This window comes from Sarcina sp. DSM 11001 (assembly GCF_900101015.1).
GTDB lineage: Bacteria > Bacillota > Clostridia > Lachnospirales > Lachnospiraceae > CAG-791.
In genome coordinates this window covers 82,158-109,081 of the sequence record NZ_FNFZ01000003.1, presented here as the reverse complement: position 1 = coordinate 109,081, position 26,924 = coordinate 82,158, and the positions used below count along the sequence as shown (strand labels likewise).

At 52.4% G+C, this 26,924-nt stretch carries 17 protein-coding genes; 13 read left to right on the top strand and 4 right to left on the bottom strand.

Going from position 1 to position 26,924, the window contains the following annotated elements; translation table 11 throughout:
• The first annotated feature begins 902 nt into the window (after positions 1 to 902).
• The 5 genes from BLT02_RS02270 to BLT02_RS02250 all read left to right on the top strand — a co-directional run bounded on the left by BLT02_RS02270 (position 903) and on the right by BLT02_RS02250 (position 6,820).
• Entirely contained in the window at positions 903 to 2,582 is a 1,680-nt protein-coding gene (locus BLT02_RS02270; protein WP_175453649.1) for an ABC transporter substrate-binding protein, read from the top strand.
• 217 nt (positions 2,583 to 2,799) lie between these two features.
• Positions 2,800 to 3,744: an ABC transporter permease gene (locus BLT02_RS02265; RefSeq protein ID WP_092991241.1), complete on the top strand. Its 945-nt coding sequence runs from the start codon at positions 2,800 to 2,802 to the stop codon at positions 3,742 to 3,744.
• Positions 3,745 to 3,762: 18 nt separating this feature from the next.
• Positions 3,763 to 4,716 carry an ABC transporter permease gene (locus tag BLT02_RS02260; protein WP_242869678.1) on the top strand — a complete coding sequence of 318 codons (954 nt, stop codon included), beginning with the start codon at positions 3,763 to 3,765 and terminating at the stop codon, positions 4,714 to 4,716.
• A 95-nt stretch (positions 4,717 to 4,811) separates the two neighbouring features.
• Positions 4,812 to 5,801: an ABC transporter ATP-binding protein gene (locus BLT02_RS02255; protein WP_092991240.1), complete on the top strand. Its 990-nt coding sequence runs from the start codon at positions 4,812 to 4,814 to the stop codon at positions 5,799 to 5,801.
• 11 nt (positions 5,802 to 5,812) lie between these two features.
• Positions 5,813 to 6,820 (top strand): ABC transporter ATP-binding protein, encoded by a 1,008-nt coding sequence (locus BLT02_RS02250; RefSeq protein WP_092991239.1) that lies wholly within the window; start codon positions 5,813 to 5,815, stop codon positions 6,818 to 6,820.
• A gap of 94 nt (positions 6,821 to 6,914) precedes the next feature.
• Here the strand turns inward: BLT02_RS02250 and BLT02_RS02245 are convergent, their stop codons facing one another.
• Complete coding sequence (locus BLT02_RS02245) at positions 6,915 to 7,766, bottom strand: AraC family transcriptional regulator (protein WP_092991238.1); 852 nt, start codon at positions 7,764 to 7,766, stop codon at positions 6,915 to 6,917.
• A gap of 564 nt (positions 7,767 to 8,330) precedes the next feature.
• On the opposite strand from BLT02_RS02245, the gene BLT02_RS02240 reads away from it, so the two are divergent.
• The 7 genes from BLT02_RS02240 to dnaB all read left to right on the top strand — a co-directional run bounded on the left by BLT02_RS02240 (position 8,331) and on the right by dnaB (position 18,545).
• Positions 8,331 to 9,884 (top strand): leucine-rich repeat domain-containing protein, encoded by a 1,554-nt coding sequence (locus tag BLT02_RS02240; RefSeq protein ID WP_092991237.1) that lies wholly within the window; start codon positions 8,331 to 8,333, stop codon positions 9,882 to 9,884.
• 36 nt (positions 9,885 to 9,920) lie between these two features.
• A complete protein-coding gene (locus BLT02_RS02235; protein WP_092991236.1) occupies positions 9,921 to 11,669 on the top strand; it encodes an ABC transporter ATP-binding protein in 1,749 nt (582 codons plus the stop codon).
• 107 nt (positions 11,670 to 11,776) lie between these two features.
• Entirely contained in the window at positions 11,777 to 13,729 is a 1,953-nt protein-coding gene (locus BLT02_RS02230) for an ABC transporter ATP-binding protein (RefSeq protein ID WP_092991235.1), read from the top strand.
• A gap of 112 nt (positions 13,730 to 13,841) precedes the next feature.
• Positions 13,842 to 14,234 (top strand): hypothetical protein, encoded by a 393-nt coding sequence (locus BLT02_RS02225; RefSeq protein WP_242869677.1) that lies wholly within the window; start codon positions 13,842 to 13,844, stop codon positions 14,232 to 14,234.
• A 126-nt stretch (positions 14,235 to 14,360) separates the two neighbouring features.
• Complete coding sequence (locus BLT02_RS02220; protein ID WP_092991234.1) at positions 14,361 to 16,484, top strand: DHH family phosphoesterase; 2,124 nt, start codon at positions 14,361 to 14,363, stop codon at positions 16,482 to 16,484.
• 194 nt (positions 16,485 to 16,678) lie between these two features.
• Entirely contained in the window at positions 16,679 to 17,125 is a 447-nt protein-coding gene (gene rplI, locus BLT02_RS02215) for a 50S ribosomal protein L9 (protein WP_092991233.1), read from the top strand.
• Positions 17,126 to 17,210: 85 nt separating this feature from the next.
• Complete coding sequence (gene dnaB, locus BLT02_RS02210) at positions 17,211 to 18,545, top strand: replicative DNA helicase (RefSeq protein WP_092991232.1); 1,335 nt, start codon at positions 17,211 to 17,213, stop codon at positions 18,543 to 18,545.
• Positions 18,546 to 18,661: 116 nt separating this feature from the next.
• Here the strand turns inward: dnaB and BLT02_RS02205 are convergent, their stop codons facing one another.
• The 3 genes from BLT02_RS02205 to BLT02_RS02190 all read right to left on the bottom strand — a co-directional run bounded on the left by BLT02_RS02205 (position 18,662) and on the right by BLT02_RS02190 (position 24,063).
• Entirely contained in the window at positions 18,662 to 18,832 is a 171-nt protein-coding gene (locus BLT02_RS02205; protein WP_092991231.1) for a DUF362 domain-containing protein, read from the bottom strand.
• A 324-nt stretch (positions 18,833 to 19,156) separates the two neighbouring features.
• Complete coding sequence (gene nifJ, locus BLT02_RS02200) at positions 19,157 to 22,696, bottom strand: pyruvate:ferredoxin (flavodoxin) oxidoreductase (protein ID WP_092991230.1); 3,540 nt, start codon at positions 22,694 to 22,696, stop codon at positions 19,157 to 19,159.
• A 551-nt stretch (positions 22,697 to 23,247) separates the two neighbouring features.
• Positions 23,248 to 24,063, bottom strand: coding sequence for an adaptor protein MecA (locus BLT02_RS02190; RefSeq protein ID WP_092991228.1), 816 nt, complete (start codon positions 24,061 to 24,063; stop codon positions 23,248 to 23,250).
• Between the two features lie 1,111 nt (positions 24,064 to 25,174).
• Here BLT02_RS02190 and BLT02_RS02185 point away from each other — a divergent pair.
• On the top strand, positions 25,175 to 26,869 hold the full coding sequence (locus BLT02_RS02185; protein WP_092991227.1) for a glycosyl hydrolase family 18 protein: 1,695 nt from the start codon (positions 25,175 to 25,177) through the stop codon (positions 26,867 to 26,869).
• Positions 26,870 to 26,924: the final 55 nt, after the last annotated feature.

Genomic DNA, 26,924 nt, shown 5'->3' with positions numbered 1-26,924 from the left:
GTGATGAAAACCTGGGCTTCGTACTTCCGGAACGAAAGCCGGGTTTGTAAACGGGGCGATATCATTTTGTTTAAGGGATGAAGAATAAAAGTTGAAGAATAAAATAAAAACATTCCTAATTATAATTCGGAAGGGAAGTGCAGGCAAGAGAATTATTTTGAATAAGGGAGGGGGCGGCTGCCGGTGCTGCGGCCATGTCTTTCCGACGAAGGGACAGTAGCCTTCTTTTGACTTTTGTACTTTTTTCAATTCTTTCAAAGAAATCATGCTGAGGTCATTGCGATTTGTATGCGAATGTGATATTTTCCAATTGAGCATTATTCGCAGGAAAATGCATCATGATGATTCTGCAGTCAATTAGGCGGCTGCCGCAGGGCAAATAGAGAAAGGCATGCGGCAGACAACCGGCAGGACCCGGACATAAAAGCTGTGCCCATATGCGACTTTGAAGGGAGCGTGTAATGGGAGGATCTGTTCGAGGCCGGCGCGGTTTGAAAACGTTTTTTTGTTGCGGGCAGGGTTTCTGCGGTCTTATTTAAAAGCATCTGACCGGGAATTGATCCATGCAATTCTCTTTCTGTTTTCAGGCGTAAATCTCCTGGCAGGCAGATCGCTTTTGACACAGAGACTTTTCCATACTCTTGATTCATGGATTCTGATGGGGGCGTTCGCCCTGTTTTTCCCTAAATGCTTGAATACTTTATAATGTGTTCCTGCTGTCTGCAGTTTTTTTGTTGTGTCCTGCAGACGTCAGGAATCTGCGCATGTGGAAGCAGACGATAAGGATCTGTTGATAAATGACCTGCACTATGGGCAGGGACCGTTTTCAGGCAGCTCCTTAAAAAGGCGGTCTGCGTCTTTTGATGCTGCTTTCAGCAAAAAAAAGGAGAGGATTACTGAAAATGAAAAAGAAATTCATGGCACTGGTTCTGGGGCTGGCATTGACCGCTTCACTGATCGCAGGCTGCGGTGGTAAATCCGCCGGCACCCAGAGTACGGGGAGTACAGACAGCACTCCTGCCGCAGGCAGTACAGCAGCAGGCAGCGAGTCCGCCGGCAGCGAATCTGCCGGCCAGATGGTGGAAGGCGGAGATTTCATCAAGGGTGTTTCCACGGAAGCCCCCGGATTTGACCCCTTCACCATTCAGACAGCGGAAGCAAGAAGTATCTTTTTTAACATTTACGAAGGACTGATGGGCACTGGAACGGACGGAAGCTTTGAAACCGCCCTTGCTGAATCCTATGAAGTCAGCGATGATCTCCAGACCTATACCTTTGTCCTGCGCGAGGGCGTGAAATTCCACGACGGCAGCGACCTCACGATGGAAGATGTTCTTTATTCCATTGAAAAGGCCATTACAGCTCCGATCACGGGCTACAACGAGATCGACCAGTATATGGCCGGCGGAAAGGCCTACACGGTCACTTACAAGACCGATAAGGACGAGGACGGAAAGGAGATACAGACGGCCGAGATCGCAGCTGCGGATTCTGCCGACGCACCGTCGGATGAAAAAACACTTGTGATTCATCTGAATACACCCGACAGCGGTTTCCTTGCCATCATCACAAATCCCATTGTCCCCAAGGACGCAAAGGACCTGGCGACGAACCCGATCGGAACCGGTCCCTTCAAGATGGAGGAGTTCATGGAGCAGGACCACACCCTGCTGACAAAATTTGAGGATTACTGGGGAGAGCCTGCGCATCTTGATTCCGTCACGCTCAAGTACTATGAGAACACCGCCGAGCTGGCGACCAACTATCTGGCGGGCGCGATCGACGGATTCAATTCCAATTCCGGCGGCTGGAGAGAGCTCGAAGGAACGGATTATGTTCAGAATGTCCGTCATGCCAACGCTGTGCAGGTGCTGGCGCTCAACAATGATTTCGGTCCCTTCAAGGATGTGCGTGTCCGTCAGGCTGTGGCCTATGCAGTGGATTCGGACGAGATCATTGAGACAGTAAGCTACGGCATGGGAACCAAGGCGGGAACACCTGTCACTCCCGGACTGCAGAAGTATTTTAACGATGAACTGACATCAGTCTATGATGTCAATGTGGAAAAGGCAAAAGAACTCCTCAAGGAGGCGGGACAGGAGAACCTCAGCTTCACGATCCGTGTTCCTTCCAACTACCAGGTCCATGTGGACACCGCTCAGGTCATCGCCAACCAGCTCGCAAAGGCAGGCATCACAGTCGATATCGAGTCTGTTGACTGGAACACCTGGCTGACCCGTGTCTATCAGAAGAGCGAATATGAGGCAACTGTTGTCTCCGTTGACGGACGGATCGCCTTCCCGACTGCTTTCCTGAACAGATATGTGTCCACGGCAAGTGACAACTTTATCCGTTTCAATTCCAAGGCATTTGATGACGTCTACGCTAAGGCGATCCTGGAGACAGATGACGCCGAGCAGGTCAAGCTCTTCAAGGAAGCGCAGAAGATCATCAGCGATGAGTGCGCCAGCGTTTATCTGCAGGATATCGACATGATCGTCGTCAACAGTCCCAGATTTGGAGGCTTTGCGTCCTATCCGCTTTATGTCGATGATTACTCGGCTCTGTATTCGGTCCAGTGATCACAGTGATCAGTAACGATCAGGGGGCGGATGAGTGAATTGTCTTTACCGGCTGTCCCTTGACCGGACTTGAGATGTTTTCGCGTGCTTTGCGCGGAAAGACTGGGAAAAAGATCATCCGGCCGGACGGGCGCGGGCTTTACCGCCTCCCCGTCCGGTCCGGGATATTTTTGTTAAACCGGGGTTTTCCCCGCTGACAGGAACACAGGAGATTGCCATGCGGTACTTCGTCAGGAAAGTCGGCATCCTGGTGCTGACACTCTTTGTCATATCGATCGTCACATTCTGGCTCTTTCATATCGTGCCCGGAGATCCCGCGGCCATGATGCTGGGGACGAGCGCCTCGCAGGAGCAGCTGGAGGATCTGCGGAAAGAACTGGGACTGGACCGGCCTATGACTGAGCAGTACACGGACTGGGTCGGCGGTGCCCTGCACGGAGATTTCGGCACGTCGATCATGTACAGAAAGCCCGTGGCCAATCTGCTGAAGGGAAAGCTGTCCATCACATTGATCCTGGGAGCCCTGGCCCTGGCTCTTGTCATAGTGATCGGCATCCCTCTGGGAGTATTTACGGCGGGAAGAAAGCATGCTGTCTCCGAGCAGATCCTGAATTTTCTCAATATCCTGGGGATCTCCGTTCCGGGATTCTTTCTGAGTATATTGCTGATCTGGGTGTTCGGCCTGATCCTGCACTGGTTTGCGCCGGGGAGATTTGTCACCATGGAGAGGGATCCCGCGGGGTTTTTCCGTTACATGATCTTTCCCGCGATCGCGATCGCGATCCCTCAGACCTGTATCCTGTGCAAGTACATCAGGACTGCGGTCATTGAAGAAGTGCGCGCGGATTATGTCCGGACGGCGCGCAGCAAGGGCAGTACCAAAAACCGCATCATGTACGTGCATGTCCTGAAAAATGCGATCGTTTCTGTAGTCCCTCTGATCGGTATGATCGTAAGCGGTATTTTTTCCGGATCGATCGTGATCGAGCAGGTTTTCGGCATTCCGGGAATAGGGCGTCTTCTGATCGCGTCTGTCACCTCCAGAGATTACCCGACGGTCCAGACGCTTGTCATGTATATTGCGATCGTGATCCTGATCGTCAACTTTATCGTAGATATCCTTATTCAGATCCTGGATCCCCGTATCCGGATCGCAAGATAGCGAAAGAGGTTCATTATCATGATCAACGCTGGCAATCCAAAAGCAGCTGAAACGAGCGTATTGCAGACAGATGCCGGCCGCGGGGCAGGACGCCTGTTCAGGCGGATCCTGGCTGCGGGAAAAGGCGGGGAAAGGGAAGTTATGAAAAAGGAGACCCTGACAGTAAGCGGCTGGACGACAGGTGATACAGAGCTCAGGATCGGTTTTATCATCGTGGGCATAGTACTGGCGCTGGGAATCGTGAGTGTTTTTTATACACCGCATGATGTCTATGAAATGAACACCTCTCTGAGGTCACAGGCACCTTCCCTGACCCATTTCTTCGGGACGGACAACTTTGGAAGGGACGTGTTCAGCAGGGCAATGGTGGGAGCCCGCTTCACCCTCCTGGTCTCCGCTTCAACTATTCTGCTGGCGACCGGGATCAGTATTCTGCTGGGTCTTGCGTGCGGCTATATTGGGGGAATGGTCGACGAGGTGGTCATGCGTATCATGGATGCGGTCAATTCCTTCCCCAGCATTCTGATCGCCCTTGTCATGGTCAGTGTCCTGAACTATGGGAAGCTCACGATCATACCCGCACTGGTCATTATGTTCATTCCGAGCTTCACGAGGATCGTGCGCACAGGTACTCTGCAGTACAAAAATGCTGATTTCGTCCTGAGCAATAAGGTGTTCGGGGATTCTGATCTCCGCATCCTCTTCGTGCACATTCTGCCGAATATTTATCCGCTGCTGCTCTCCTCGATCGTCATCGGTCTTTCGAACGCGATCCTGGCGGAGTCCAGCATGAGCTATCTGGGACTGGGCATTCAGCCCCCGATCCCCAGCTGGGGACGCATGCTCAAGGAGGCGCAGGACATTATCTTCTCGACGCCCTGGGCGGCGCTTGCGCCGGGCTTTATGATCGTCATGACGATCGTCGGGCTCAACTGCATCGGCGAGGGGCTCAGGAAGAAATACCTGAGCTGATAGTAACCGGGCTGAGCGAAGGGGAAGGAAGGCAGATCTTTCTTCCTTTAGTACACTTATGTACAGTTCCTGAGATAAAAAAGGGGAAACGGCAGATGACAGCCAGTATGGATGAGAATATTCTCGAAGTAAAACATATGACGATCACGCTGTACGAGGGCGGCACGTCTTACAAGATGGTCAACCGTATCAGTTTCACGGTTGGAAAGGGAGAGATCGTCGGAATCGTCGGTGAGTCGGGATGCGGCAAGAGCATGACGGCCCTGGCCCTTCAGGATCTGCTCAAGAACCATATCAAGGTGACTGACGGCAGTATGATCTTTGACGGAAAGGACCTGCGGACGATCTCGGCGGCAGAACGCCGGGAGATCAACGGGAACGATATGACCATGATCTTTCAGGAGCCTATGACAAGCCTCAACCCGCTTCAGAGGATCGGGACGCAGGTAGGAGAGGTCCTCCTGCTTCACGGCAGTCATTCCCGCGAAGAGATCGAAAAGCGGACCCTGGAAGCTTTGCAGATGGTTGGACTGCCTGATCCTGAAAAGGCCATGCGCATGTACCCTCATGAGCTGTCCGGCGGCATGCGGCAGCGTGTCATGATCGCCATGGGGATCATAGCCCGTCCCAAGCTGCTGATCGCGGATGAACCGACGACAGCTCTGGATGTGACGACGCAGGCTCATGTTCTGGAGCTCCTGCAGGAGGTCAACCGGCAGACCGGTACGGCTGTTCTTCTGATCTCTCATGACCTGGGAGTCATCAACAAGATCTGCAGCCGTGTGCTGGTGATGTATGCGGGAAAGATCGTGGAGCAGGGCCGCACGGAGGATATTTTGAAAAATCCTGTCCATCCCTATACCCAGGGCCTGATTTCTTCCATTCCGACCCGCCGTATGAAGGGCGCTCCCCTTGCGAGCATTCCGGGCCGTGTTCCTCCTGTTACCGAGGAGAAGCCTCCGTGTCCTTTTGCATCGCGCTGCGAGAGTGCGGACAAGCTGTGTTTTACGGAGTATCCCGGGCGGAAAACGATCTCGGATGAGCATATCCTGTGGTGTCACCACTATGGAACAAATGCGGAGTAAGGGCTGGTCAGATGGAAAACAAGTGTAAAGAGATCCTGGAAATAGAACATGTGACAAACAGGTACCGGGACAGCGGAGCGGGCTTTTTTTCAAAAGATAAGATGACCCGCGTGCTCAATGATGTGAGCCTGACGATCCACAGAGATGAGATCTTCGGTCTTGTGGGAGAGAGCGGCTGCGGTAAATCCACACTGGGAAAGGCTGTGCTGGGCATGATCCCCTTTGACGGAGAGATCCGTGTCGCAGGGATGAAGTATTCCCGCAATAACCGCAAAGAATTCACCAGGAGCGTCCAGGCGGTCTTTCAGGATCCCCTCAGCGCGCTGAATCCGCGGCGGACGATCGCGCAGACGATGGAGGAACCCCTGCTCGCCCACGGCATGGGGACAAAGGAATCCCGCCGGCAGAAAGTGATCGAGATGCTCAAGCTGGTGGGACTGGATGAGTCCTATGCGGACCGCCTGCCCCGCGAGCTGTCTGGAGGACAGAGACAGCGTGTCTGCATCGGCGCCGCACTGATGATCGATCCTGAGCTCGTGATCGCGGATGAAGCGACATCCGCCCTTGATGTCTCGGTCGGCGCCCAGATCCTCAACCTGTTTCAGGAGATCCACGACCGCAAGGACTTTGCGATGCTCTTCATCTCCCACAATCTGAACGTGGTGTATTATCTTTGTGACAGGATCGCGGTCATGTACCGCGGGAGCATTGTGGAGCAGGGGGATGCGGAGAGCCTGTACAACAACCCGCTCCATCCCTATACCAGGATGCTGCTGTCGGCCATTCCGGAAATTGAAAAGGCAGACGAACTCAGCCGGTACGCTTTTACCGAGACGCGCCGGGAATCTGTTCCGGACGGCTGTGATTTTTACCATCGCTGTCCCTACGCCACTGACGCCTGCCGGACCTGGCCGGAACTGAAAAATGTCCTTTCGCCGGGAGAAAAGGGTGAGCATTTCGTGCGGTGCCACAATCCCGTCAGGGACGGGAAGGCTCCTGAAGCCCCGGATGAGGGCTGATAGTATAAAAACATCTAATATGTATTAAAATGCATAAGGAAAACCGCCTGTACAGTTGGCCGGACAAATGGTCAGCTGTACAGGCGGTTTAATTTTATGTGTTCCTGCGGGAAATCCTCCTGCGCAGTTCCCGGGGAGTCGTGCCATAGATCTCCCTGAACATCCGGTTGAATAGTTTGTAGTTGGAGAAACCATGTCTCTCTACGATTTCCATGATCGGGGTGTCTGTTGTGCACAGGTCGTGATAGATGTGGGACATCCGGACCTGATTCAGATGTTTTTTGAAGGGGATACCGATCTTGTTCGTAAAAAAACGGCTGAAGTACTCGTTGCTCAGGCCGAAATGGGCAGAGATCTCATCAAGTGAGATCGGCCTGTCATAATTAGTGGCAATGAAAGACACGATATCCTTGATTCGGCGCTGATCCTTGGCGGGCTCCGGCAGGTCGTCCCGATAGAGCTGGAAAGAAAAATTTGAGACCAGCTCAAAGAGGATGTGCAGGATCAGGGATTCGCTCTGGATCCTGAAGCCGTAAGGCTGGTCGATACACAGCTGGACGAGCTCCTGAAGAGAATCACACAGGCGAAGATATACCTCCACCAGCTCCTCTGTGAGCTCAGTCCGGTCGCAGAGGATCATAAAGTTGCGCTGGTTTTCCATGAAAGAGGAAATATATTCATCATCGATATGGATGACCATCAGCATGCAGTCCTGGGGGCATCTGAATTCGTGGATCTTCCCTGAATCAACGACATAGAACTCACCCTTGACCATGGTGTGATTGACGCCTTCTGTGCTGTATTCTGCCTGACCATCGAGAAGATAGGTGATCTCAAGAGCCGAATGCCAATGGGCAGGGATATAAGCGCCATTGCTTCGGAAATCCACAGAAAAATTTTTGTTGATCAGCTCATATTTTGGGATATAGACATTGGATCCGGGCATAAGGTCCTCCTTTTTTACTGGTCAGGAATCAGGTTTTCTGATGGATCGCTTCGGTTTTGTATTATCATAGGAGAAGAAAGCAGGAACTGCAAGCCGGTTGTGCAATAGAAACAGAAAAAAGACAAAAAAAGTAAAATGTTTGTCAAAATATTATCTATTCATTCCTTCTGTGAAGTGCTATCATACTATTGTCAGAAAGAAAGATAAAAAAATAACAAAGATTCCTTTCTGGTCAAAGTCTCCTTCGCATAAGCGGAAAGCAGGCTTTTTAAAAAAATTAGTACGGTGCGAAAGCATCTTGCTAATATATTACCCCCCTAAGCATCTTGTAACATCCCTTGAAGAACACCCGGCAGTTTATCCCGCTGCCGGGTGTTTTTCTTTTTCAATTCTTTTTCGATTCTTTTTCAATTCGCTGAACCCCGTTTTCCAATGAGTGAACAGTTAGTGAACATCTGTCTCCTCTTCCCATATTGGATTGCCATCTTTGGACAGAAGATTTATAATTCAACCAGATGATTTGAAGGCTTTTTCTGCCCTGTTGAGGGCGGGGAGGTAATAGAAATGATGGATCAAATTCGGTTCTGCAGCTACTGCGGAACAGAGCTGACAGAAGGGATCCCGGTTTGCCCCCGCTGCGGCAGGGACAACAGCGTTCCCATGCTGGGAAGCAGGAGACGCCAGTTTTCTCCTTCCAGACAGGAAACGGAGCAGGATGATCATTTTGCTGAAGATGACTGGGATGAGCTGGATGATGAGTTCGAGGAGATTCAGGATCCACCCCGTAAAAAGAGAAAGAAAAGCGCGGTAAAACAGACCGGTGCGGACAAGTCTACGAAGGCAGGCGGCAGGAAACGGGGTGGACTGTTTCCTGTGCTGCTCGCGGCGATCCCTGTGGTCCTCCTGATCCTTATCATTCCCAGGATCGTGAAGCGGCTGCCGGATCCTTCGCTGAACGGTTATGATTTTGTCCCCGTACAGTCGGGGAAAACAGAACAGTCAGAGGAGAAGGCAGATCAGCCTGAAAACAAAGAGGGCCAAAAGGAGGAAATAGATCCGGAACCGGTTTCTGAGCCTGAACCGGCTCCAAAGCCGGAGGGACTCAGCTGGGAGAACGAAGCGGTGGAGCAGGCCGTACGTGAAGCTGCCGGAATTTCAGCGGGAGAGATCACCAAAGAAGATATCGCCGGAGTCACGTATCTGGATCTGTCAGGCACGGGCATTAAAGATATGTCCGTGCTCGACCGGTTTCCTGCGCTTACCAGTGTGGATCTGTCCGGGAACGGGATCAGCGACCTGACGCCTCTTGCCGGGATGACCAGGCTGGAGGGCCTGTGCCTGGATAACAATCTGATCACTGACCTGCTCCCGTTGAGAAATCTGACAGGGCTGCAGCGGCTCTATCTGCAGAATAACCAGATCAGCAATCTCACACCACTGACTACTTTGACAGAACTGACACAGTTGTATCTGGAGGAGAACCGGATCTCGGACATCAGTCCCCTGCAGAACCTGCACCATCTCGGCATTCTGCATCTGGGCGGAAACCAGCTGGAGGACATCAGTCCGCTCTCGGAGCTTTCCGGTCTCGAAGTACTGACTCTGTACAGCGACGGGGTCTCTGACCTCTCCGCCCTCACAGGTCTTGTAAATATGAAGCAGCTCAATCTCTGGAACAATGAGATTGGGGACCTCCGTCCCCTGGCCGGGATGAGCGGTCTTTCCCTGCTGATGATCGGCAGCAACAGGGTGAGAGACCTGTCCGCTCTGGAAAATATGCCGGAGATGGAGAAGCTGTATATATCCGATAACCGGGTCAGGGATATCAGCCCGCTCCGTGGTCTTTCCCTTTTGAAGGTACTTGAACTGCAGAACAACGAGATCAGCGATCTGGAACCTCTCGCCTCTCTGACGGCTCTGGAATATCTGGATGTGCGGGAGAACCCTGTAAAGAGTTACAGTCCTGTGCAGTCGCTGGATATTGAGACCCTGTACATGGATCCGGTGGATTCGGGATCCGGGAATGAAGCGGAACCGGAAAAGGAGGTCCCGGCGGATGAAGGGATGGATGACGAAATGAATGACATGATAAACGAAGGAATGGAGGGAATTGCCTGACGGACCGGTATAAACCCGGAGGACAGGGGAAATTTTATGATAAAAACACTATTGGCACAGGTGAAGGAATTCAGGCTGGTCGCGATCCTTACACCTGTCTGTATGCTTGGGGAAGTGATCTGCGAGATGATCATCCCGATCCTGATGGGCAGGATCGTGGATTACGGTGTGATGGCGGGGAATGTGGAATTCATTATCCGGACCGGAGCAGTGATGATCGTGGTGGCCCTGCTGGGGCTCACCGCAGGGATCCTGGGCGGTTTTTTTGCCGCAAAGGCAGGAGCGGGACTGGCCAGGAATCTGCGCAAGGCAATGTTTGACAACATCCAGACATTTTCTTTTTTAAATATCGATCACTTTTCGACTTCCAGCCTGGTGACCAGGCTCACGACAGATGTCACCAATATACAGACTGCTTTTATGATGACGCTCAGAATGGCTATGCGGGCACCGTCCACGATGATCGTGGCCATGGTGATGTCCGTGATCATCAGTCCGCGCCTGGCGAGCATTTATTTCATTGCCGTGGCCTTTCTGGCTGTGTTCATGGTTGTGATGATGCGCACGACGACCAGGTATTTCAAGCAGGTCTTTGAGCGCTACGACCTCATGAACGAGAGCGTGCAGGAAAATGTTTCTGCCATCCGCGTGGTCAAGGCTTATGTCCGCGAAGATTATGAAAATAAAAAGTTCAGGAACGCGGCGGAACAGATCTACGAGATGTTCATCCGGGCGGAGCTGCGGATCGTGAGCATTTCCCCGGTCATGATGGGCGTAGTCTATTCCTGCATACTTCTGATCAGCTGGTTCGGCGCCAATATGATCGTCTCCGATACGCTGACGACCGGCAATCTCATGAGCCTTCTGACCTACTGCATGAACATCCTGATGAGCCTGATGATGCTCTCTATGATTTTTATCATGATCACCATGTCGGAGGCCAGCGCCAGGCGTATCGCGGAAGTCATTGATGAAAAGAGCTCTCTGACAAATCCGGAAAACCCGGTCATGGAGGTTCCGGACGGCAGCATCCGGTTCGAGCATGTGGATTTTTCCTATGATCCTGAGGCGTCGGAACCTGTGCTCAAGGATATTGACCTGGAGATCCGGGCAGGTGAGAGCATCGGTATCATCGGCGGCACCGGAAGCGCGAAATCCAGTCTGGTCAACCTGATCAGCCGCCTGTACGACGTCACGAAAGGGCGTATTCTCGTGGGCGGAATTGACGTCAGGGAGTATGATCTGGATGTTCTGCGCAGGCAGGTCGCGGTCGTCCTTCAGAAAAATGTGTTGTTTTCCGGGACGATCTATGAAAACCTGCGCTGGGGGGATGAGAACGCCACGGACGAGGAATGCCGCCGGGCCTGCGTTCTTGCCTGTGCGCATGAGTTTATTGAAAAAATGCCGGAGGGCTATAATACCTATATCGAACAGGGCGGGACGAATGTCTCCGGTGGGCAGAAGCAGCGCCTGTGCATTGCCCGCGCCCTTTTGAGGAAACCCAGGATCCTGATTCTGGACGACAGCACCAGCGCCGTGGATACAGCTACGGACGCAAAGATCCGTAAAGCTTTTGCTGAAGAGATCCCTGATACCACCAGACTGATCATTTCCCAGAGGATCTCCAGTGTCCAGTCCTGTGACAGGATCATCGTAATGGAAAACGGCCGTGTCAACGGATTCGGGTCCCACGAAGAGCTGCTGGCAGGAAACCGGATCTACCGGGAAGTCTATGAATCCCAGACCGGAGAAGGGGCGGACGCCGATTTTGACAGGCTTACGTAACCGGGGTCTTTTCACGGATCCCGGACAGACTGGCCGGATGGACCGAAGCATACCACTTTTCAAATATTAAATATTTTCGAAGCATTTTTTAAAGTAAAGGGAATGAAATGGCAGAAAAGGTTAAGGAGGTCGGAAACGGCCCGCGGGGAATGAGGGGAAGACCCCGGCCAAAGGTGGAAAACCCCGGAAAGCTCCTTCGCAGGATTTTTTCCTATGTATTCCGCTTTTACGGGATCCAGATCGCGTTGGTGGCAGTCTGTATAGTGGTGGCTGTTCTTGCGAATATTCAGGGAACTATGTTCACCCGGACACTGATCGACAGCTACATCACTCCGATGGTAGAGCAGGTAAAGGCGGGGGAGCAGGCTCCTGATTTTTCTCCTCTGCTGCATGCAATGGCCCGGGTCGCCTGTTTTTATATGATCGGCATTGGTGCCACCTATTTTCAGGCGAGGACGATGGCCTTTGTCACGCAGGGGACCATGAAGCGGCTCAGGATCGAACTTTTCGAACATATGGAGAGCCTGCCGGTCAAATATTTTGACACCCATGCGCACGGGGATATTATGTCTGTCTATACCAATGACATCGACACCCTGCGCCAGATGATCAGCCAGAGTCTGCCCCAGCTCCTCAACAGCTCCATCACGATCGTCAGCATCTTTTCCATGATGCTGGTCCTGAGTGTTCCGCTTACGTTTGTGGCCATCCTCATGATCGGTGTTATGCTGCTGGCTTCTGCCAGGGTGACCGCTCTTTCGGGCCGGAACTTTATCGCGCAGCAGAGAAACCTGGGCAGGCTGAACGGTTTCATAGAAGAGACGATGACAGGGGAAAAAGTCGTCAAGGTTTTCTGTCATGAGAAGGATGCGATCCGTCAGTTTGATGAGCTCAATGAGGAACTCTTTCAGAGTGCTTCCAAAGCAAACGGTTTCGCGAACATTATTGCGCCTGTCAACGGTCAGCTGGGAAATGCCAACTACGTGATCTGCGCGATCGTCGGAGGTATACTGGCGATCAATACCTTTGCGGGATTTACGGTCGGATCTCTTGCCAGCTTTCTGACCTTTAACCGCAGTTTTACCATGCCTATTAACCAGGTGAGCATGCAGTTCAACAGTATCATTATGGCTCTCGCGGGCGCGGAGCGTATTTTCGCCCTGTTGGATGCGGACCCGGAGACGGATGACGGTTACGTCATGCTGGTCAACTGCCGGCAGGACGAAAACGGGGAGATCGTCGAAGTGCAGGAACACACCGGGAAGTGGGCCTGGAAGCATTATCACAAGGCGACAGACAGCACCACCTATCAGGCGCTGGAGGGAGATATTACCTTTAACGGCGTCGATTTCGGGTACAGGGATGACAAAATCGTCCTTCACAACATCTGGATCCATGCAAAACCCGGCATGAAGATCGCCCTTGTCGGCTCTACCGGTGCAGGAAAGACTACGATCACAAATCTGATCAACCGGTTCTATGATATTCAGGACGGAAAGATCCGCTATGATAATATCAATGTCAACAAGATCCGAAAGGGAGATCTGCGCCGTTCTCTGGGCATTGTCCTGCAGGATACCCACCTCTTTACCGGCACCGTGCGCGATAACATCCGCTACGGTAAGCTGGATGCCACGGAGGAGGAGATCATCAGCGCGGCAAAGCTCGCCAATGCCGACAGCTTTATCCGGCGTCTGCCTGATGGCTATGACACCATGCTGACAGGAGACGGGGCAAACCTCTCCCAGGGCCAGCGCCAGCTCCTGGCGATCGCCCGCGCGGCCATAGCGGATCCTCCTGCGCTCATCCTCGACGAAGCGACCAGCTCCATCGATACGCGGACAGAAAAGATCGTCCAGGCGGGAATGGATCAGCTGATGAAGGGAAGGACTACCTTTGTCATTGCCCACCGGCTGTCCACGATCCGTAACAGCGACCTGATCATCGTTCTCGAGCAGGGAAGGATCATTGAGCAGGGTACCCACGATGAGCTGATCGCTCTCAGAAAACGGTACTACCACCTGTATACGGGAAATGCGCCAGAGACAGAGGCGGTCTAAGCATTTATCAATTATTTCTTATCCCCCCGGGCCTGGTCAACAGGTGACCAGTGATATTAATATTTATATACTGGAGTATGTCCGGGCGGGAGGAATCGGAAGGGCAGTCAATATGGAACTGGATGCAGGGAAAAAAACTGAAGACGGCAGGGAAGAAGTCAGACAGGATGGGAAGAATGCCGGTGATGCACCGGACCTGATCTCCGTGAAAGAGCTTTTTCCCTTTGTCCATTATGAATATGGAGAGGCATATTACGGAAGCCGGAGCGGATGGCGTTTCCGCATCGCCCGTGAACCGCTGAAGAATGTCCACTTTACACCGCCGGATAAGCGGGGAGAGGCCTCTCTCCGCGCGGTTGTCTGGCCGGAGCCCTACAGTTACGCGGCGACAGAGGATACCCTCAAGACGGTTCGGGATTTTCCTTTTACTCAGGAGGGGATGGAGCAGGCCGCGGACTGGCTGAATAGTTTCATTAGTTCCACTTGCTGTCAGAGACAGCCATGATGTTGTCAGAGACACCCATGAAATGGTACAATAACCTTTGTCGATTGCATTGCCGGTCAGCGGACCGCATGCGGCGGACAGACCAGATGTCTGGCCGGGCATACAAACAGATAAATGGAGTACTTCATGAATACAAGCAATAGTGCTGAGCAGCTGGATCCTTTTGCGCCTGATGAAGAGCTGGGGGATTCCAAGGATGCACAGGAAACGGAAAAGAAGAGAAAGGGACGGATGCAGGGCTATTTCCGGATCTCACTGATTCTGGGAATCATACTCTGGCTGGTGGATTTTCTGATCCTGTTTCTGGACTGGCATTCTTTTGCGGCCTTATCTTTTTTCTGTGTGATCTATACGGTGGTCATGGTCTGGGGATATGTGAACAGCCGGGCGATGTACCTCAAAGAGATGTCAAATTATACTGAGGAATTCCACAACTTTGAGGATCTCCTGCTGCAGGAGCTGGATATGCCGTATGCAATGCTGGATGAAGGCGGTCATATCCTGTGGATGAACCCCGCCTTTGAGGAGGCGATCAGCAGGGACAGAAATTATAAGCGCCCTATTTCGACCGTTATTCCTGCCCTGACCAGGGATGTTTTTCCTACGGATGATAAAACAGTCAAGGTGCCCGTCGAGCTGGTCGGAAACAGTTATTCCGCCCAGATGCGGCGTGTGAAGTCGGAATATCTGGCCGGCAGTCAGGTGATGTTCGGAAACAAGGTCAGCGGAGCGGTTATTGCGCTGAACCTGGTGGATAATACGGCAGTCAGGCTTGCAGTCAGGGAAGTGGATGACCAGAGCCTCGCCATCGGCCTCTTTTATATCGATAACTATGAGGAGGTCATTGAGACGGTTGAGGAGGTCAGAAAGGCTCTGCTGATCGCGCTGATCGACCGGAGGGTCAACCAGTATATCAGCTCCATCGACGGCATCTGCAGCAAGATCGAGAAAGACAAGTTCCTGGTCGTTCTGCGCAAAAAGTCTCTGCATGAACTTCAGGCCGGACATTTTGACGTTCTGGAGGACGTCAAAAAGGTGAGTGTCGGAAATGAAATAGCGGTCACTCTGAGCCTTGGTTTCGGCGTAGACGGGCTTGCCTATGCGCAGAATTATGAGTTTGCCCGCAATGCGGTCGATCTGGCCCTGGGCAGGGGCGGTGATCAGGCGGTCGTGAAATCGCCTGATAATATTGTCTATTATGGCGGCAAGACACGTCAGGTCGAGAAAAACACCCGTGTCAAGGCCCGTGTCAAGGCTCAGGCCCTCAAGGAGATCATACGCGCCAGGGACAGCGTTTTCATCATGGGCCACAAAATGGGTGATCCGGACAGCTTCGGCGCTGCTGTCGGTATCTACAGGATCGCCAGGACTCTGGGAAAGAAGGCGTACATTGTTATCAATGAGCGCACGATCTCCATCGAACAGGTCCTGCGTCTGTTTGACAATAATCCGGAATACGGGAAGGATTTTATCCTTACCAGTGCTCAGGCCCTGGAAGCGGTCACGGACAATGCCTGTGTTGTAGTCGTGGATGTCAACAGTCCGGCGAGGACCGAGTGCCCGGAACTTCTCACCCATTCCAAGTCCATTGTCGTTCTGGACCACCACCGTGCCGGCAAGGACGTGATCGAGGGCGCCACGCTTTCCTATGTGGAAGCCTTTGCTTCCTCTGCCTGTGAAATGGTCGCGGAGATCGTCCAGTATACAGGAGAAAATATCCGTCTGCACCCGGAAGAAGCGGATGCGATGTACGGAGGGATCGTCGTAGACACAGACGGATTTGTTAACAAGGCAGGAGTAAGGACCTTTGAGGCGGCGGCATTTCTGCGGCGCAGCGGAGCCGACGTCGTTCGAGTCAGAAAGATGTTCCGCGAGGAGGCAGCCGATTATAAGGCAAAAGCAGATGCGGTCTCCCAGGCGGAGATCTACAGGGATTTCTTTGCCTTTTCTGTCTGCAATGGGGAGGGGCTTCGGAGCCCTACCGTCGTAGCGGCCCAGGCGGCCAACCAGCTGCTCAATATTGACAGAGTGAAAGCCAGCTTTGTGCTGACCCAGTACAACGGACAGATATTTGTCAGTGCCAGGTCAATCGATGAGATCAATGTTCAGATCATTATGGAACATTTGGGCGGCGGAGGCCACATCAATATGGCCGGGTGCCAGATGACGGATATCACTGTTGAGGAGTGTATCGAGAAGGTCAAAAAAGTCATCGATGAGATGATTGAAGGCGGTGAAATTGACGCCTGAGAATACAATGAGAAAAAATAATCCCAATGTAATTCTAAGGCAGTCTGGTATAAGGACCTGTTCCTTAACAGTGCCCGGAAATGTTCCTTAACGGCTTCCCGAAATCACATGTGTTACAGGGAAGCTGGAAACAAATAAGTATTGGAAGCGTGTCGGAGATGAGCTCTCCTGACAGCTCCGCAGGAGGTAAGAGTATGAAAGTGATTCTTTTGCAGGATGTGAAGTCTCTCGGAAAAGAGGGTGAGATCGTAAATGTCAGCGACGGGTATGCAAGAAATTACGTGATCCCCAAAAAGCTGGGTGTAGAAGCAAATGACAAAAATAAAAATGACCTCAAGCTCAAAAAACAGCGTGAGGCCAAAGAGGCGGCTGAGCGCCTTGCCGATGCACAGAAGCTTGCTAAGGACCTGGAGAAGGTCACTGTCGTAGTCACCATGAAAGCCGGAGAGGGAGGCCGTGTTTTCGGTTCTGTCAGTGCCAAAGAGATCGCCCAGGAAGCCAAAAAGCAGTACAATCTGGATCTGGACAAAAAAAAGATCCAGCTTTCCGATCCCATTAAATCCTTCGGGAATTTCGAGATCCCGATCCGGCTGCATCCCCAGGTGACTGCAAAATTCATGCTCAAAGTTACGCAGGCCTAATTAACGTAATGCTTCAGGCTTTATATTCCGATACCCCGTAAGGAAGAACGGAGCGATGAAGCTTTAAAGATCCTCAGGAGGGAAAATGGCACAGGAAGATGTGATCAGCAGAGTGATGCCCCACAGCCTGGAAGCAGAACGTTCTGTTCTGGGCGCCATGCTGATCGATCCGGAGGCAGTGGAGACAGCTGCCGAAATCATTAAGGAGGAGGACTTTTACGCCAGACAGAACGGGATTCTTTTCCAGACTATGCTTGATATGACGAGGAAGGGGACGGCGATCGACCCCGTTACTCTGCAGACCAGGCTTCGTGAGAAGAATCTTCCTCCGGAGATGTATTCGGATGAGCTTTTGCGCGAGCTGATCACAGCTGTTCCTTCCTCCGCCAATATTAAATCTTATGCGGAGATCGTGGCGGAAAAATCGCTGCTCCGCACCATGATCCGGGCGAATGAGGAGATCGCGGGAAACTGCTATGCGCAGAATGAAGATATGGAGGCCCTGCTCGACAGGGCAGAGAAGAGGATCTTTGAGATCTCTCAGAGAAGGACAGCCTCCGGCTTCGTTCCGATCAATGAGATCGTGCTTAATGCCATGGACAGGATCGAGGCGGCTTCAAGGATCAAAGGCAGTGTGACCGGACTGTCGACGGGGTTTACAGACCTGGACAACCGGACAGCGGGCCTGCAGCCCGCAGACTTTATACTGATCGCGGCCCGACCTTCCATGGGAAAGACAGCACTGGTCCTGAACATAGCTGAACACGCCTCGCTCAGAGAAAACAGGTGTATCGGAATCTTTTCTCTGGAAATGTCAAAGGAACAGCTGGTAAACAGGATCATAGCCATGCAGTCCCATGTCGATGCCCAGAAGATACGTACCGGTGACCTGACAGAGACTGAGTGGGCGGAGATCATAGAGAGCGCTGAAAGGATAGGAGAGAGCCGGCTGATCATTGATGATACTCCTGCGATTTCAGTGCCTGAGCTGCGCTCCAAATGCCGTAAATACAAGCTGGAATTCGGCCTTGAGATGGTGATCATCGATTATCTGCAGTTGATGAGCGGGTCAGGCAGGAGCGGGGATTCCAGACAGCAGGAGATCTCGGATATTTCCCGGTCTCTGAAAGCACTTGCCAGAGAACTCAATGTACCTGTTGTAGCCCTCTCGCAGCTTTCCAGGGCGGTCGAATCACGTCCGAATCATCGCCCCATGCTCTCCGACCTGCGTGAATCCGGAGCGATCGAGCAGGACGCGGATCTTGTGATGTTCATTTACCGTGATGATTACTATAATGAGGATTCCGAGAAGAAGGGAATAGCAGAGATCATCATCGCAAAGCAGAGAAACGGCCCGATCGGGACGGTGGAGCTCAGCTGGCAGCCTCAGCTGACTAAATTTGCAAATCTGGCCAGATAAAAACGAATAGAATCCAGATATAAACGAACAGAATGAAAAAACGAGAGCAGAAGAAGTATCCATACCTCTTCTGCTCTCTCTTTAGATTGCATTCAGATAATAATCAGATATACAGATTATGCCTCAACAATCGCGCCTGTAGGACATGTGCCTTCGCAAGCACCGCAATCGATGCAGGTATCAGCGTCGATGACGTACTGGGAATCGCCCTGGCTGATAGCGTCGACGGGGCAGGAGGAAGCGCAGCTTCCGCAGCTGATGCAGGTATCATTAATAACACGTGCCATTTTGAAGTTCTCCTTTCAATCTTAAAGAATTGCTATAAGCATAAAACATAACAGAACCGGGTTGGAGTTAGCGAGTGCTAAATAACCTAATCCTGATACAAGCCACAGGAAGCACTTGCGTGCCTGCCTGTGGCTTGTTGCTTACATCATAACGGCTTTTACTTATACCGTCAAGATACTAATTGGACACAAAACAGGTTTTTTTGTATTGTATCCTTTTATATCCAGGTGCCGGGCGCCAAGCGCACCGGTTACGGTAGAGCCGCTTTTCAGGAGGGCAGACAGGAGAGCCTGCCTGCCGCAGATCCTGATCAATTGTCTGAATTATTCGTTGTACAGAGCTCCAAGTTTGCTCAGGTACTCGAACTTGGCCTTTGCATTGGCCTCGTTCTCCGCATACATCTTGGCTGCGTTGGCAGGATTTGCCTTCTGCAGGGACATGTAACGGACCTCGCCCTTCAGGAACTCCTGATAATCGCCGGTGCCAGCCTTGGAATCAAGGGTGAACTTCTTGGCGCCGCCGGCAGGGTTGAAGCGGAACAGGTTCCAGTAGCCAGTGCTCACTGCGAGTTTCTCCTCGTCCTGAACCTTGGCCATGCCCTTCTTGATGCCGTGGTTGATGCAAGGAGCGTAAGCGATGATCAGCGAAGGTCCGGGATATGCCTCAGCCTCTGCGATAGCATCGATACACTGCTTCATGTTAGCGCCCATAGCGATCTGAGCGACATAGACGTAGCCGTAGCTCATTGCCATGGCTGCGAGGTCTTTCTGCTTGACTTCCTTACCGCCTGCAGCAAACTGTGCGACAGCACCGATCGGGGTAGCCTTGGAGGACTGACCGCCGGTGTTGGAGTAAACCTCAGTGTTGAAGCAGAAGACGTTGATATCCTTGCCGGAAGCGAGGACGTGGTCGACACCGCCGTAGCCGATATCGTATGCCCAGCCGTCACCACCGAAGACCCACTGGGACTTCTTGGCCAGGAACTGTTTCTGCTCAACGATTGCCTTTGCGGCGTCAGAGCCGTCTGCCTCGAGAGCAGCGACCAGAGCGTCGGTGGCAGCGCCGTTCTCAGCGCCGATCGAATAGGTCTCGAGCCACTTGTCAGCAGCAGCCTTCACGGCGTCGCCGGCAGTCTCTTTGATGGCCTCGACCTTCTCCTTGAGGCTCTCACGGAGTGCTTCGTTGGCCAGGAACATACCATAACCGAACTCAGCAGCATCTTCGAACAGGGAGTTGGACCATGCAGGACCGTGGCCGTTCGCGTCAACCGTGTAAGGAGTGGAAGGAGAGGAGTTACCCCAGATGGAGGAGCATCCGGTAGCGTTCGCGATGAACATCCTGTCGCCGAACAGCTGAGTGATCAGCTTAGCATAAGGAGTCTCGCCGCAGCCTGCGCATGCGCCGGAGAACTCAAGCAGAGGCTGCTTGAACTGGGAACCCTTGACGGTGGTCTCTTTGAACTTCGCAACGACGTCCTTCTTGATCGGGAACTTGACGGCGGTGTTGAAAGCTTCCTGCTCGTTGGGCTGAGCCATGCCCTCTTCCAGACGGGTCATGACCAGAGCCTTGTTGCCCTTCATGCCAGGGCAGACATTCGCGCAGCTTCCGCAGCCCGTGCAGTCGAGCGAGGAAACAACGATCGCGAACTTGTAGCCGGGCATGCCGTTCAGATTCAGGCAGACAGTGCCGGCAGGCATCTTGGCTGCTTCTTCTTCTGTCAGAGCCATCGTACGGATCGCGGCGTGAGGGCAGACATAAGAGCAGAATGTACACTGGATGCAGTTTGCGCTGTTCCATACAGGAACGTTGACGGCGATACCGCGCTTCTCGAATGCGGCGGAGCCGGAAGGTGTGGAGCCTTCATAGTATGTGGAAACGACGGATACAGGAACCTTGTTACCTTCCTGTCCGTTGACCTTAGCCTGGATGTTGTTGACGAAGTCAACGACGTCCTTACGGTCGCCGGAAGCGACAGCGATGTCATACTCTTCGCCTTCGCACTTGCCCCAGCTGTCGGGAACATCAACCTTGACGACGTTCTTGGCACCTGCGTCGATAGCGGCGCAGTTCTTGTCGACAACGTCCTGACCCTTGCGGCCGTAGGTCTTCTGAGCAGCTTCCTTCATAAGCCTGATGGCATCTTCCTCAGGGATGATGTTGGCAAGTTTGAAGAATGCGGACTGCAGGATGGTGTTGATCCTGGTCGGGCCCATGCCGGTCTCGATACCGATCTTGACACCGTCGATGGTGTAGAACTGGATGTTGTGGTCGTGGATGAAGCGCTTGACCTGAGGAGGAAGGTGGGTCTCAAGGCCTTCAGGTGTGCCCCAGCTGCAGTTCAGAAGGAACGTGCCGCCGTCGACCAGCTCCTGGGACATGTTGAACTTGCGGATGTATGCCGGGTTGTGGCATGCGACGAAGTTCGCCTGGCGTACCAGATAAGTGGACTTGATGGGCTTCTTGCCGAAGCGGAGGTGGGACATGGTCACGCCGCCGGACTTCTTGGAGTCATAATCAAAGTATGCCTGTGCATACATGTCGGTGTTGTCGCCGATGATCTTGATGGAGTTCTTGTTCGCACCGACAGTACCGTCAGCGCCAAGGCCCCAGAACTTGCAGCAGATCGTGCCTTCGGGAGTTGTGACGATTTCCTTGCCTGCGTCGAGGGACAGGTTCGTGACATCATCATAGATACCGATGGTGAAGGTCTTCTTCTCGTTGTTCTTGTAAACAGCGATGATCTGAGCAGGTGTGGTGTCCTTGGAACCCAGGCCGTAACGGCCGGAGAACACGGGAACATCCTTGAACTTGGAATCAGCCAGAGCAGCCTTGACATCCAGTGCCAGAGGCTCGCCGATGGAGCCGGGCTCTTTTGTCCTGTCGAGGACGGAGATCTGCTTCACGGAATCCGGGATGGCTGCGAGGAATGCCTCGGTGCAGAAAGGCCTGTACAGGCGGACCTTGACTACGCCGACCTTCTCGCCCTTGCCCATGAGATAATCGACAGTCTCTTCGATGGTCTCATTGACGGAACCCATGGCGATGATGATCTTCTCGGCATCGGGAGCGCCGTAGTAGTTGAACAGCTTATAATCTGTGCCGATCTTGGCATTGACCTTGTCCATGTAACCCTGGACGATCGCGGGCATTGCATCGTAGTAAGGGTTGCAGGCCTCACGGGTCTGGAAGAAGATGTCGGGGTTCTGCGCGGAGCCCATCTCACGGGGATGTGTGGGGTTCAGGCAGTTGTTACGGAACTCGGCGATCGCTTCGTGGTCGATCATGTCGTCGAGATCTTCATAATCCCAGATCTGGATCTTCTGGATTTCATGGGAGGTACGGAAGCCGTCAAAGAAGTTGATGAAAGGAAGTTTGCCCTTGACTGCCGCGCAGTAAGCAACGGGGGTCAGGTCCATGACTTCCTGTACGCTGGACTCGCAGAGCATCGCGCAGCCGGTCTGACGGGCAGCGTAGACGTCGGAGTGGTCGCCGAAGATGTTCAGCGCGTGGGAACATACAGCACGTGCAGAGACGTTGCAGACTGCCGGAAGACCTTCACCGGCGATCTTGTAAAGGTTCGGGATCATCAGAAGAAGACCCTGGGAAGCCGTGAAGGTGGAGGTCATCGCACCTGCGGCGATGGAGCCGTGAACTGCAGCAGCAGCGCCTGCCTCGGACTGCAGCTCCGTGACACGAACCTTCTGGCCGAAGATATTCTTTCTGCCGGCTGTTGCCCACTCATCGACATGCTCAGGCATGACGGATGAAGGAGTGATGGGATAGATGGTAGCTACTTCTGTATACGCATACGCGGCGTGTGCAGCAGCTTCGTTACCATCCATGGTGAGAAACTTTCTTGCCATTACATTGTCCTCCTGTAAATGTGAAGCGGTTACCGCATTTGACACTATATGTAACTGTCCTGCGATCCCGGACAGGTTACGGCTGCTCAAAAGATGCAGCAAACGCATGTTCCGGATATGCCGGTACCACCATGCATACCACCTGAAACAAGGCCTGGCTGTACGGATCCCCCTCAGATCCTGCGGCGCAGGAATCCGGCTCCGTGTTTACGCCTTCATGATAGAGAACGCGAAACAGACAGAATTTATCCGCGCGAACCCCGATGGTACAGGATCAGGTTCCCCGCCCCCCACAAAAAGGGACCGGTGAACGTGAAGTACAGAAAACCTTCATAGTGGATCCAGCATATTTATGTTAACATCGCATTGTGCAAATTGCAATGCGATTTTAGGGATTGTATCAGAAAATATTCATTACAAATGTATGAAAAAAGCGGTTAATAAAAACTAACATTTGGATGAATTCCATAAAAAAAACCGCGGACCGGACGGACCGCGGGGTGATTTTTGAGAATCGGGGAATCAAAGTCTGTGAGGGCGGATCAGGGCAGTCAGTTTTGCCCGAGCGCCGTGAGTCTTGCGACAGCGTCGGCGGCGCAGAGCACCTCACAGTGCTCCTTCAGATACTGTTCGCGCGCCGGAGTGATGTATTCGGACCTGCCGAATTCGGAGAAGGTGGAAAGCACCCGGCTGAAGACAGCGGCGTCGGTATCTTCCGAAGGAAGCAGAAACAGATAATATTTTGAGTCAGCAGGGTCGCGGTAGAGGGAGCTTTTTCCTGAGAAATCCGGGACCATGCAGGCGGCATCCGCAGCTCTTCCGAGCGAGTGAAAGGTGTACAGCTGAGGATCCGGATGGAGTACTCCCTGAGCTTTTCTGCTTTCCGGGGCGGGGGGATTTTTGCTGTCCTGTCCCGAAGAGCGTGCGGTCCCGGGCTGAGGATCGACGCCGGAGGCGGGGGATCCTTTTTCCGCAGATTTCTCCGGGGATTCTCCCAGCTCCCGCCGGATCGTCTCAAGAAGCTGGCTCAGAACAGATGAAGAGTCTTTTGCTCCTTCGTCTTCCCCTCCGCTTTTGACAGACGGCGCGAAATTCGAAAACCTCGTATCAAGCTCCTCCGGATTTTCCACCCTGGTGATGATCAGGACCAGACTGTCGTCCTGCAGCGGCACGGCTTCTACCATGACCGGCATGTTCTCCACAATAAAACCATATTGGCGGAAGGCTTCCTCCATCAGCTCCTGGAACAGAGCCCTTGCTTTTTCCGTTCCATATGCGAGTTCCTTGAGATGGAGATGCCGGGAGTCCAGCTCCTGTTTTGAGAGAAAGCAGCGGATCTGGTTCTCATTTATTTTTTCAATCTTCATTGTGTAGGATTTCCTCAATTATTTTTCGACTGTTAAATGATTCGAACTGTACGGTCGGAAAGTCCGGGGGTTCCGGCTTCGCAGGCCGGTATCATCGCCTCGGCAATATCATCATAGCATGACATAACTCTGTGGTCAAAGCATTCAGTCCGAAAGCATCGAAAGCCCCTTAAGCCCCGAAAATATCGAAAACTGCGAAAGTCACGAAAATTCTGAAAGTATCGAAAACCGCTTAAACTGCGAAAACCGTTTAAACTACGAAAACAACTTAAACTCCGAAAATCACTTAAGCGGTTTGTGCGAAAATCACTAAAATCCCGGTTTAAGGAATTAAGGAGGCCGGGGCTATTGTGTGCGAAAAAGGCGTCTTTTACAATAGCCTTGTTCCCGCACCGGATTATTTCAGATTCAGAATTTTTGATTCAGAAAGGAGGGAAGAGGATTTCGCGGGGAAGGCTGCCTGACGGAACTTTAGGGATACTTCGACTGATAGTTCAGCATAATGAGATTATCTGTTTGAGATTATCTGCTCACTGTTTGTCATACAAGTACACCTGAATATTCGCGCCAAATATTCCATAGTGAAGCAGGGCCTGTCCTGTCTGTATGAAAAGATACAATGATTTTGACAGTAATTTGGAATGTAATTCAGATGTGATCCGGCGGGATCAGGAGCATGGGGATTCATCTCACGGTATGATTCTACATCCTTTACAAGCTCCGCAGCCACTTTTCTATCAGCCGGCCGGCATTGTCCCCTGTTCCAGGAGGACCCCGGAGACCGGCTGTCTGAATGCTTCTCGATACCAGGTCTTTCGGGCATATCTTCGGGAGAGCCTGTGCCGCTTTCGGCTCCGGTCAACAGACTGATCTGACTGTGTGTGCTCTGCCTGTGCGGCAGCGCAGGTACCGGACCGGCGGGCAGGCTCCGTCTTTTCTATGCTTCTTTCTTGTGCTATAATAATTCAGACCTGCTCCCGGATGAGCGGAACAGCGGGATCGGGTTCCGGACTTAAACAAATGAGACAGACAGGATGCGAGACAGGCAGGATGACCCGTTTTTCGGGAGTGTCCTCCTATCAGAAAAGAGAGATCGGAAAAGAGGCGAGGAATGAAGAAAGCTGTCCCCTTTATTATCACTGTTATCCTCATTGCGGTTCTGGGAGGAGCCTTTTGTAAACTTTATTATGATCATTACATGTATACAAATGAGCGCCAGAATCTGGATGAATATTACGGCGTACAGGACGGGGACGATTTTCCGGTGATCTACGAAAATTTTGTCTCGGAAATGCATGCGCGGAGATTCGGGGACACCTGTTATCTCGACTTTGAGACTGTCAAAAGTCTCCTGAATGACCGCTTTTATTATGGAAAGAAAGACGGCACGCTGAGCTATTGCTACCCCGATGAACAGATCGTGGCAACGGTCGGGAATACTGGCTGGGTGAGCAGCAAAAGCGGCGCTCAGGAGACGGCTTACGCGCCGGCTGTCCTGGAGGGGGACACTCTTTATATCGCTCTTGAATATATCAGGAAGTTTACGAATTTCTACTATGCTGTTTACACAGGTCCCAACCGCGTCGTTCTCCGCACCGCCTGGGGTAAGGAACAGATGGCGACCCTCAAGAGCGATACAAATATGCGGACGCTCGGAGGGGTCAAGGCGCCGATCATCGCCGCTGTGGAGCAGGGAACAGATGTCCTGGTCCTTGAGACAGTGGATGAATGGACGCGCATTGAGACAGCAGACGGGTTTTACGGTTATATTGAGAACAAGTATCTGACGGAGACCCGCGAACAGGAGCTGGAACCTGTGACTGATGTCGTGGAGCCGGAGATAGAATACAGGAAAATGGACGGCCGCGTCTGTCTGGCCTGGAATGTCATCAGCTTCAAAGAAAGCAATGAATTTATGCCCGGGATGCTGGTGGGGACAAAGGCGATCAATGTGCTGGCCCCGACCTGGTTTACCCTGGACAGTGAAGACGGGGATATCGACAACAAGGCCTCCCGTGACTATATAAAGACCGCGCATGACAACGGCATGCAGGTCTGGGGAGTCCTGGATAATTTCCAGAATCACGACGGCAGGCTCTATACACAGTTCCTTGAAACCTATGCCGGCAGGCAGAAGGTGATCAGGACGGTCGTGGAGGAAGCTCTGAAATACGGGATCGAAGGAATCAATGTCGACATTGAGGGTCTGACCGAAGCTGAGGGACCGGACTTTGTGGAGTTTGTCCGGGAGATCGGCATTGCCTGCCGCAATGCAGGCCTGTTTATTTCCGTCAACAATTATGTTCCTTACAATTTCAATGACTTCTACGATCTGGAGGAGCAGGCCAGATACGCGGACTATGTGATCCTCATGGGATATGATGAACACTTTGCGGGGAGCGAGGAGGCCGGAAGCGTCGCTTCGATCGGCTACGTCGAGTACGGGATCCAGGAGATGCTCAAAGAGGTCCCTGCCGACCGCCTGATCAATGCCATTCCCTTCTATACCAGAGGTTGGGAGACAAAAAAGGGAAAGGTCAGTTCCCAGATGCTGGATATGGTCGAAGCGAAGGCCTTTATGGCCGAGCATGATATGAAAAAGGAATGGAACAGCACGGCCGGTCAGTACTATGCCGAGAAACAGTCCGGAGATACGCTTTACCAGATCTGGCTCGAGGACAAAAGATCCGTTAAGTGCAAGCTCGATGTAATGGAAGAAAACGGAATCCACGGCCTGGCTGTCTGGAGGCTTGGTCTTGAGACAAATGATGTCTGGGACAAGATCGAGGACTATATCAAAAAATGACAGACCAAAAATGACAGGCAGAAAATAACAGGCAAAAAAACAGAAAAAATGACAG

Excerpts from the sequence above, each read along its gene's own strand:
- BLT02_RS02265 (WP_092991241.1), top strand. The coding sequence starts at position 2,800 with ATGCGGTACTTCGTCAGGAAAGTCGGCATCCTGGTGCTGACACTCTTT.
- BLT02_RS02270 (WP_175453649.1), top strand. The coding sequence starts at position 903 with ATGAAAAAGAAATTCATGGCACTGGTTCTGGGGCTGGCATTGACCGCT.
- BLT02_RS02185 (WP_092991227.1), top strand. The coding sequence starts at position 25,175 with ATGAAGAAAGCTGTCCCCTTTATTATCACTGTTATCCTCATTGCGGTT.
- rplI (WP_092991233.1), top strand. The coding sequence starts at position 16,679 with ATGAAAGTGATTCTTTTGCAGGATGTGAAGTCTCTCGGAAAAGAGGGT.
- BLT02_RS02205 (WP_092991231.1), bottom strand. The coding sequence starts at position 18,832 with ATGGCACGTGTTATTAATGATACCTGCATCAGCTGCGGAAGCTGCGCT.
- BLT02_RS02245 (WP_092991238.1), bottom strand. The coding sequence starts at position 7,766 with ATGCCCGGATCCAATGTCTATATCCCAAAATATGAGCTGATCAACAAA.
- BLT02_RS02225 (WP_242869677.1), top strand. The coding sequence starts at position 13,842 with ATGGAACTGGATGCAGGGAAAAAAACTGAAGACGGCAGGGAAGAAGTC.
- BLT02_RS02230 (WP_092991235.1), top strand. The coding sequence starts at position 11,777 with ATGGCAGAAAAGGTTAAGGAGGTCGGAAACGGCCCGCGGGGAATGAGG.
- BLT02_RS02255 (WP_092991240.1), top strand. The coding sequence starts at position 4,812 with ATGACAGCCAGTATGGATGAGAATATTCTCGAAGTAAAACATATGACG.
- BLT02_RS02220 (WP_092991234.1), top strand. The coding sequence starts at position 14,361 with ATGAATACAAGCAATAGTGCTGAGCAGCTGGATCCTTTTGCGCCTGAT.
- BLT02_RS02260 (WP_242869678.1), top strand. The coding sequence starts at position 3,763 with ATGATCAACGCTGGCAATCCAAAAGCAGCTGAAACGAGCGTATTGCAG.
- BLT02_RS02250 (WP_092991239.1), top strand. The coding sequence starts at position 5,813 with ATGGAAAACAAGTGTAAAGAGATCCTGGAAATAGAACATGTGACAAAC.
- BLT02_RS02235 (WP_092991236.1), top strand. The coding sequence starts at position 9,921 with ATGATAAAAACACTATTGGCACAGGTGAAGGAATTCAGGCTGGTCGCG.
- nifJ (WP_092991230.1), bottom strand. The coding sequence starts at position 22,696 with ATGGCAAGAAAGTTTCTCACCATGGATGGTAACGAAGCTGCTGCACAC.
- dnaB (WP_092991232.1), top strand. The coding sequence starts at position 17,211 with ATGGCACAGGAAGATGTGATCAGCAGAGTGATGCCCCACAGCCTGGAA.
- BLT02_RS02190 (WP_092991228.1), bottom strand. The coding sequence starts at position 24,063 with ATGAAGATTGAAAAAATAAATGAGAACCAGATCCGCTGCTTTCTCTCA.
- BLT02_RS02240 (WP_092991237.1), top strand. The coding sequence starts at position 8,331 with ATGATGGATCAAATTCGGTTCTGCAGCTACTGCGGAACAGAGCTGACA.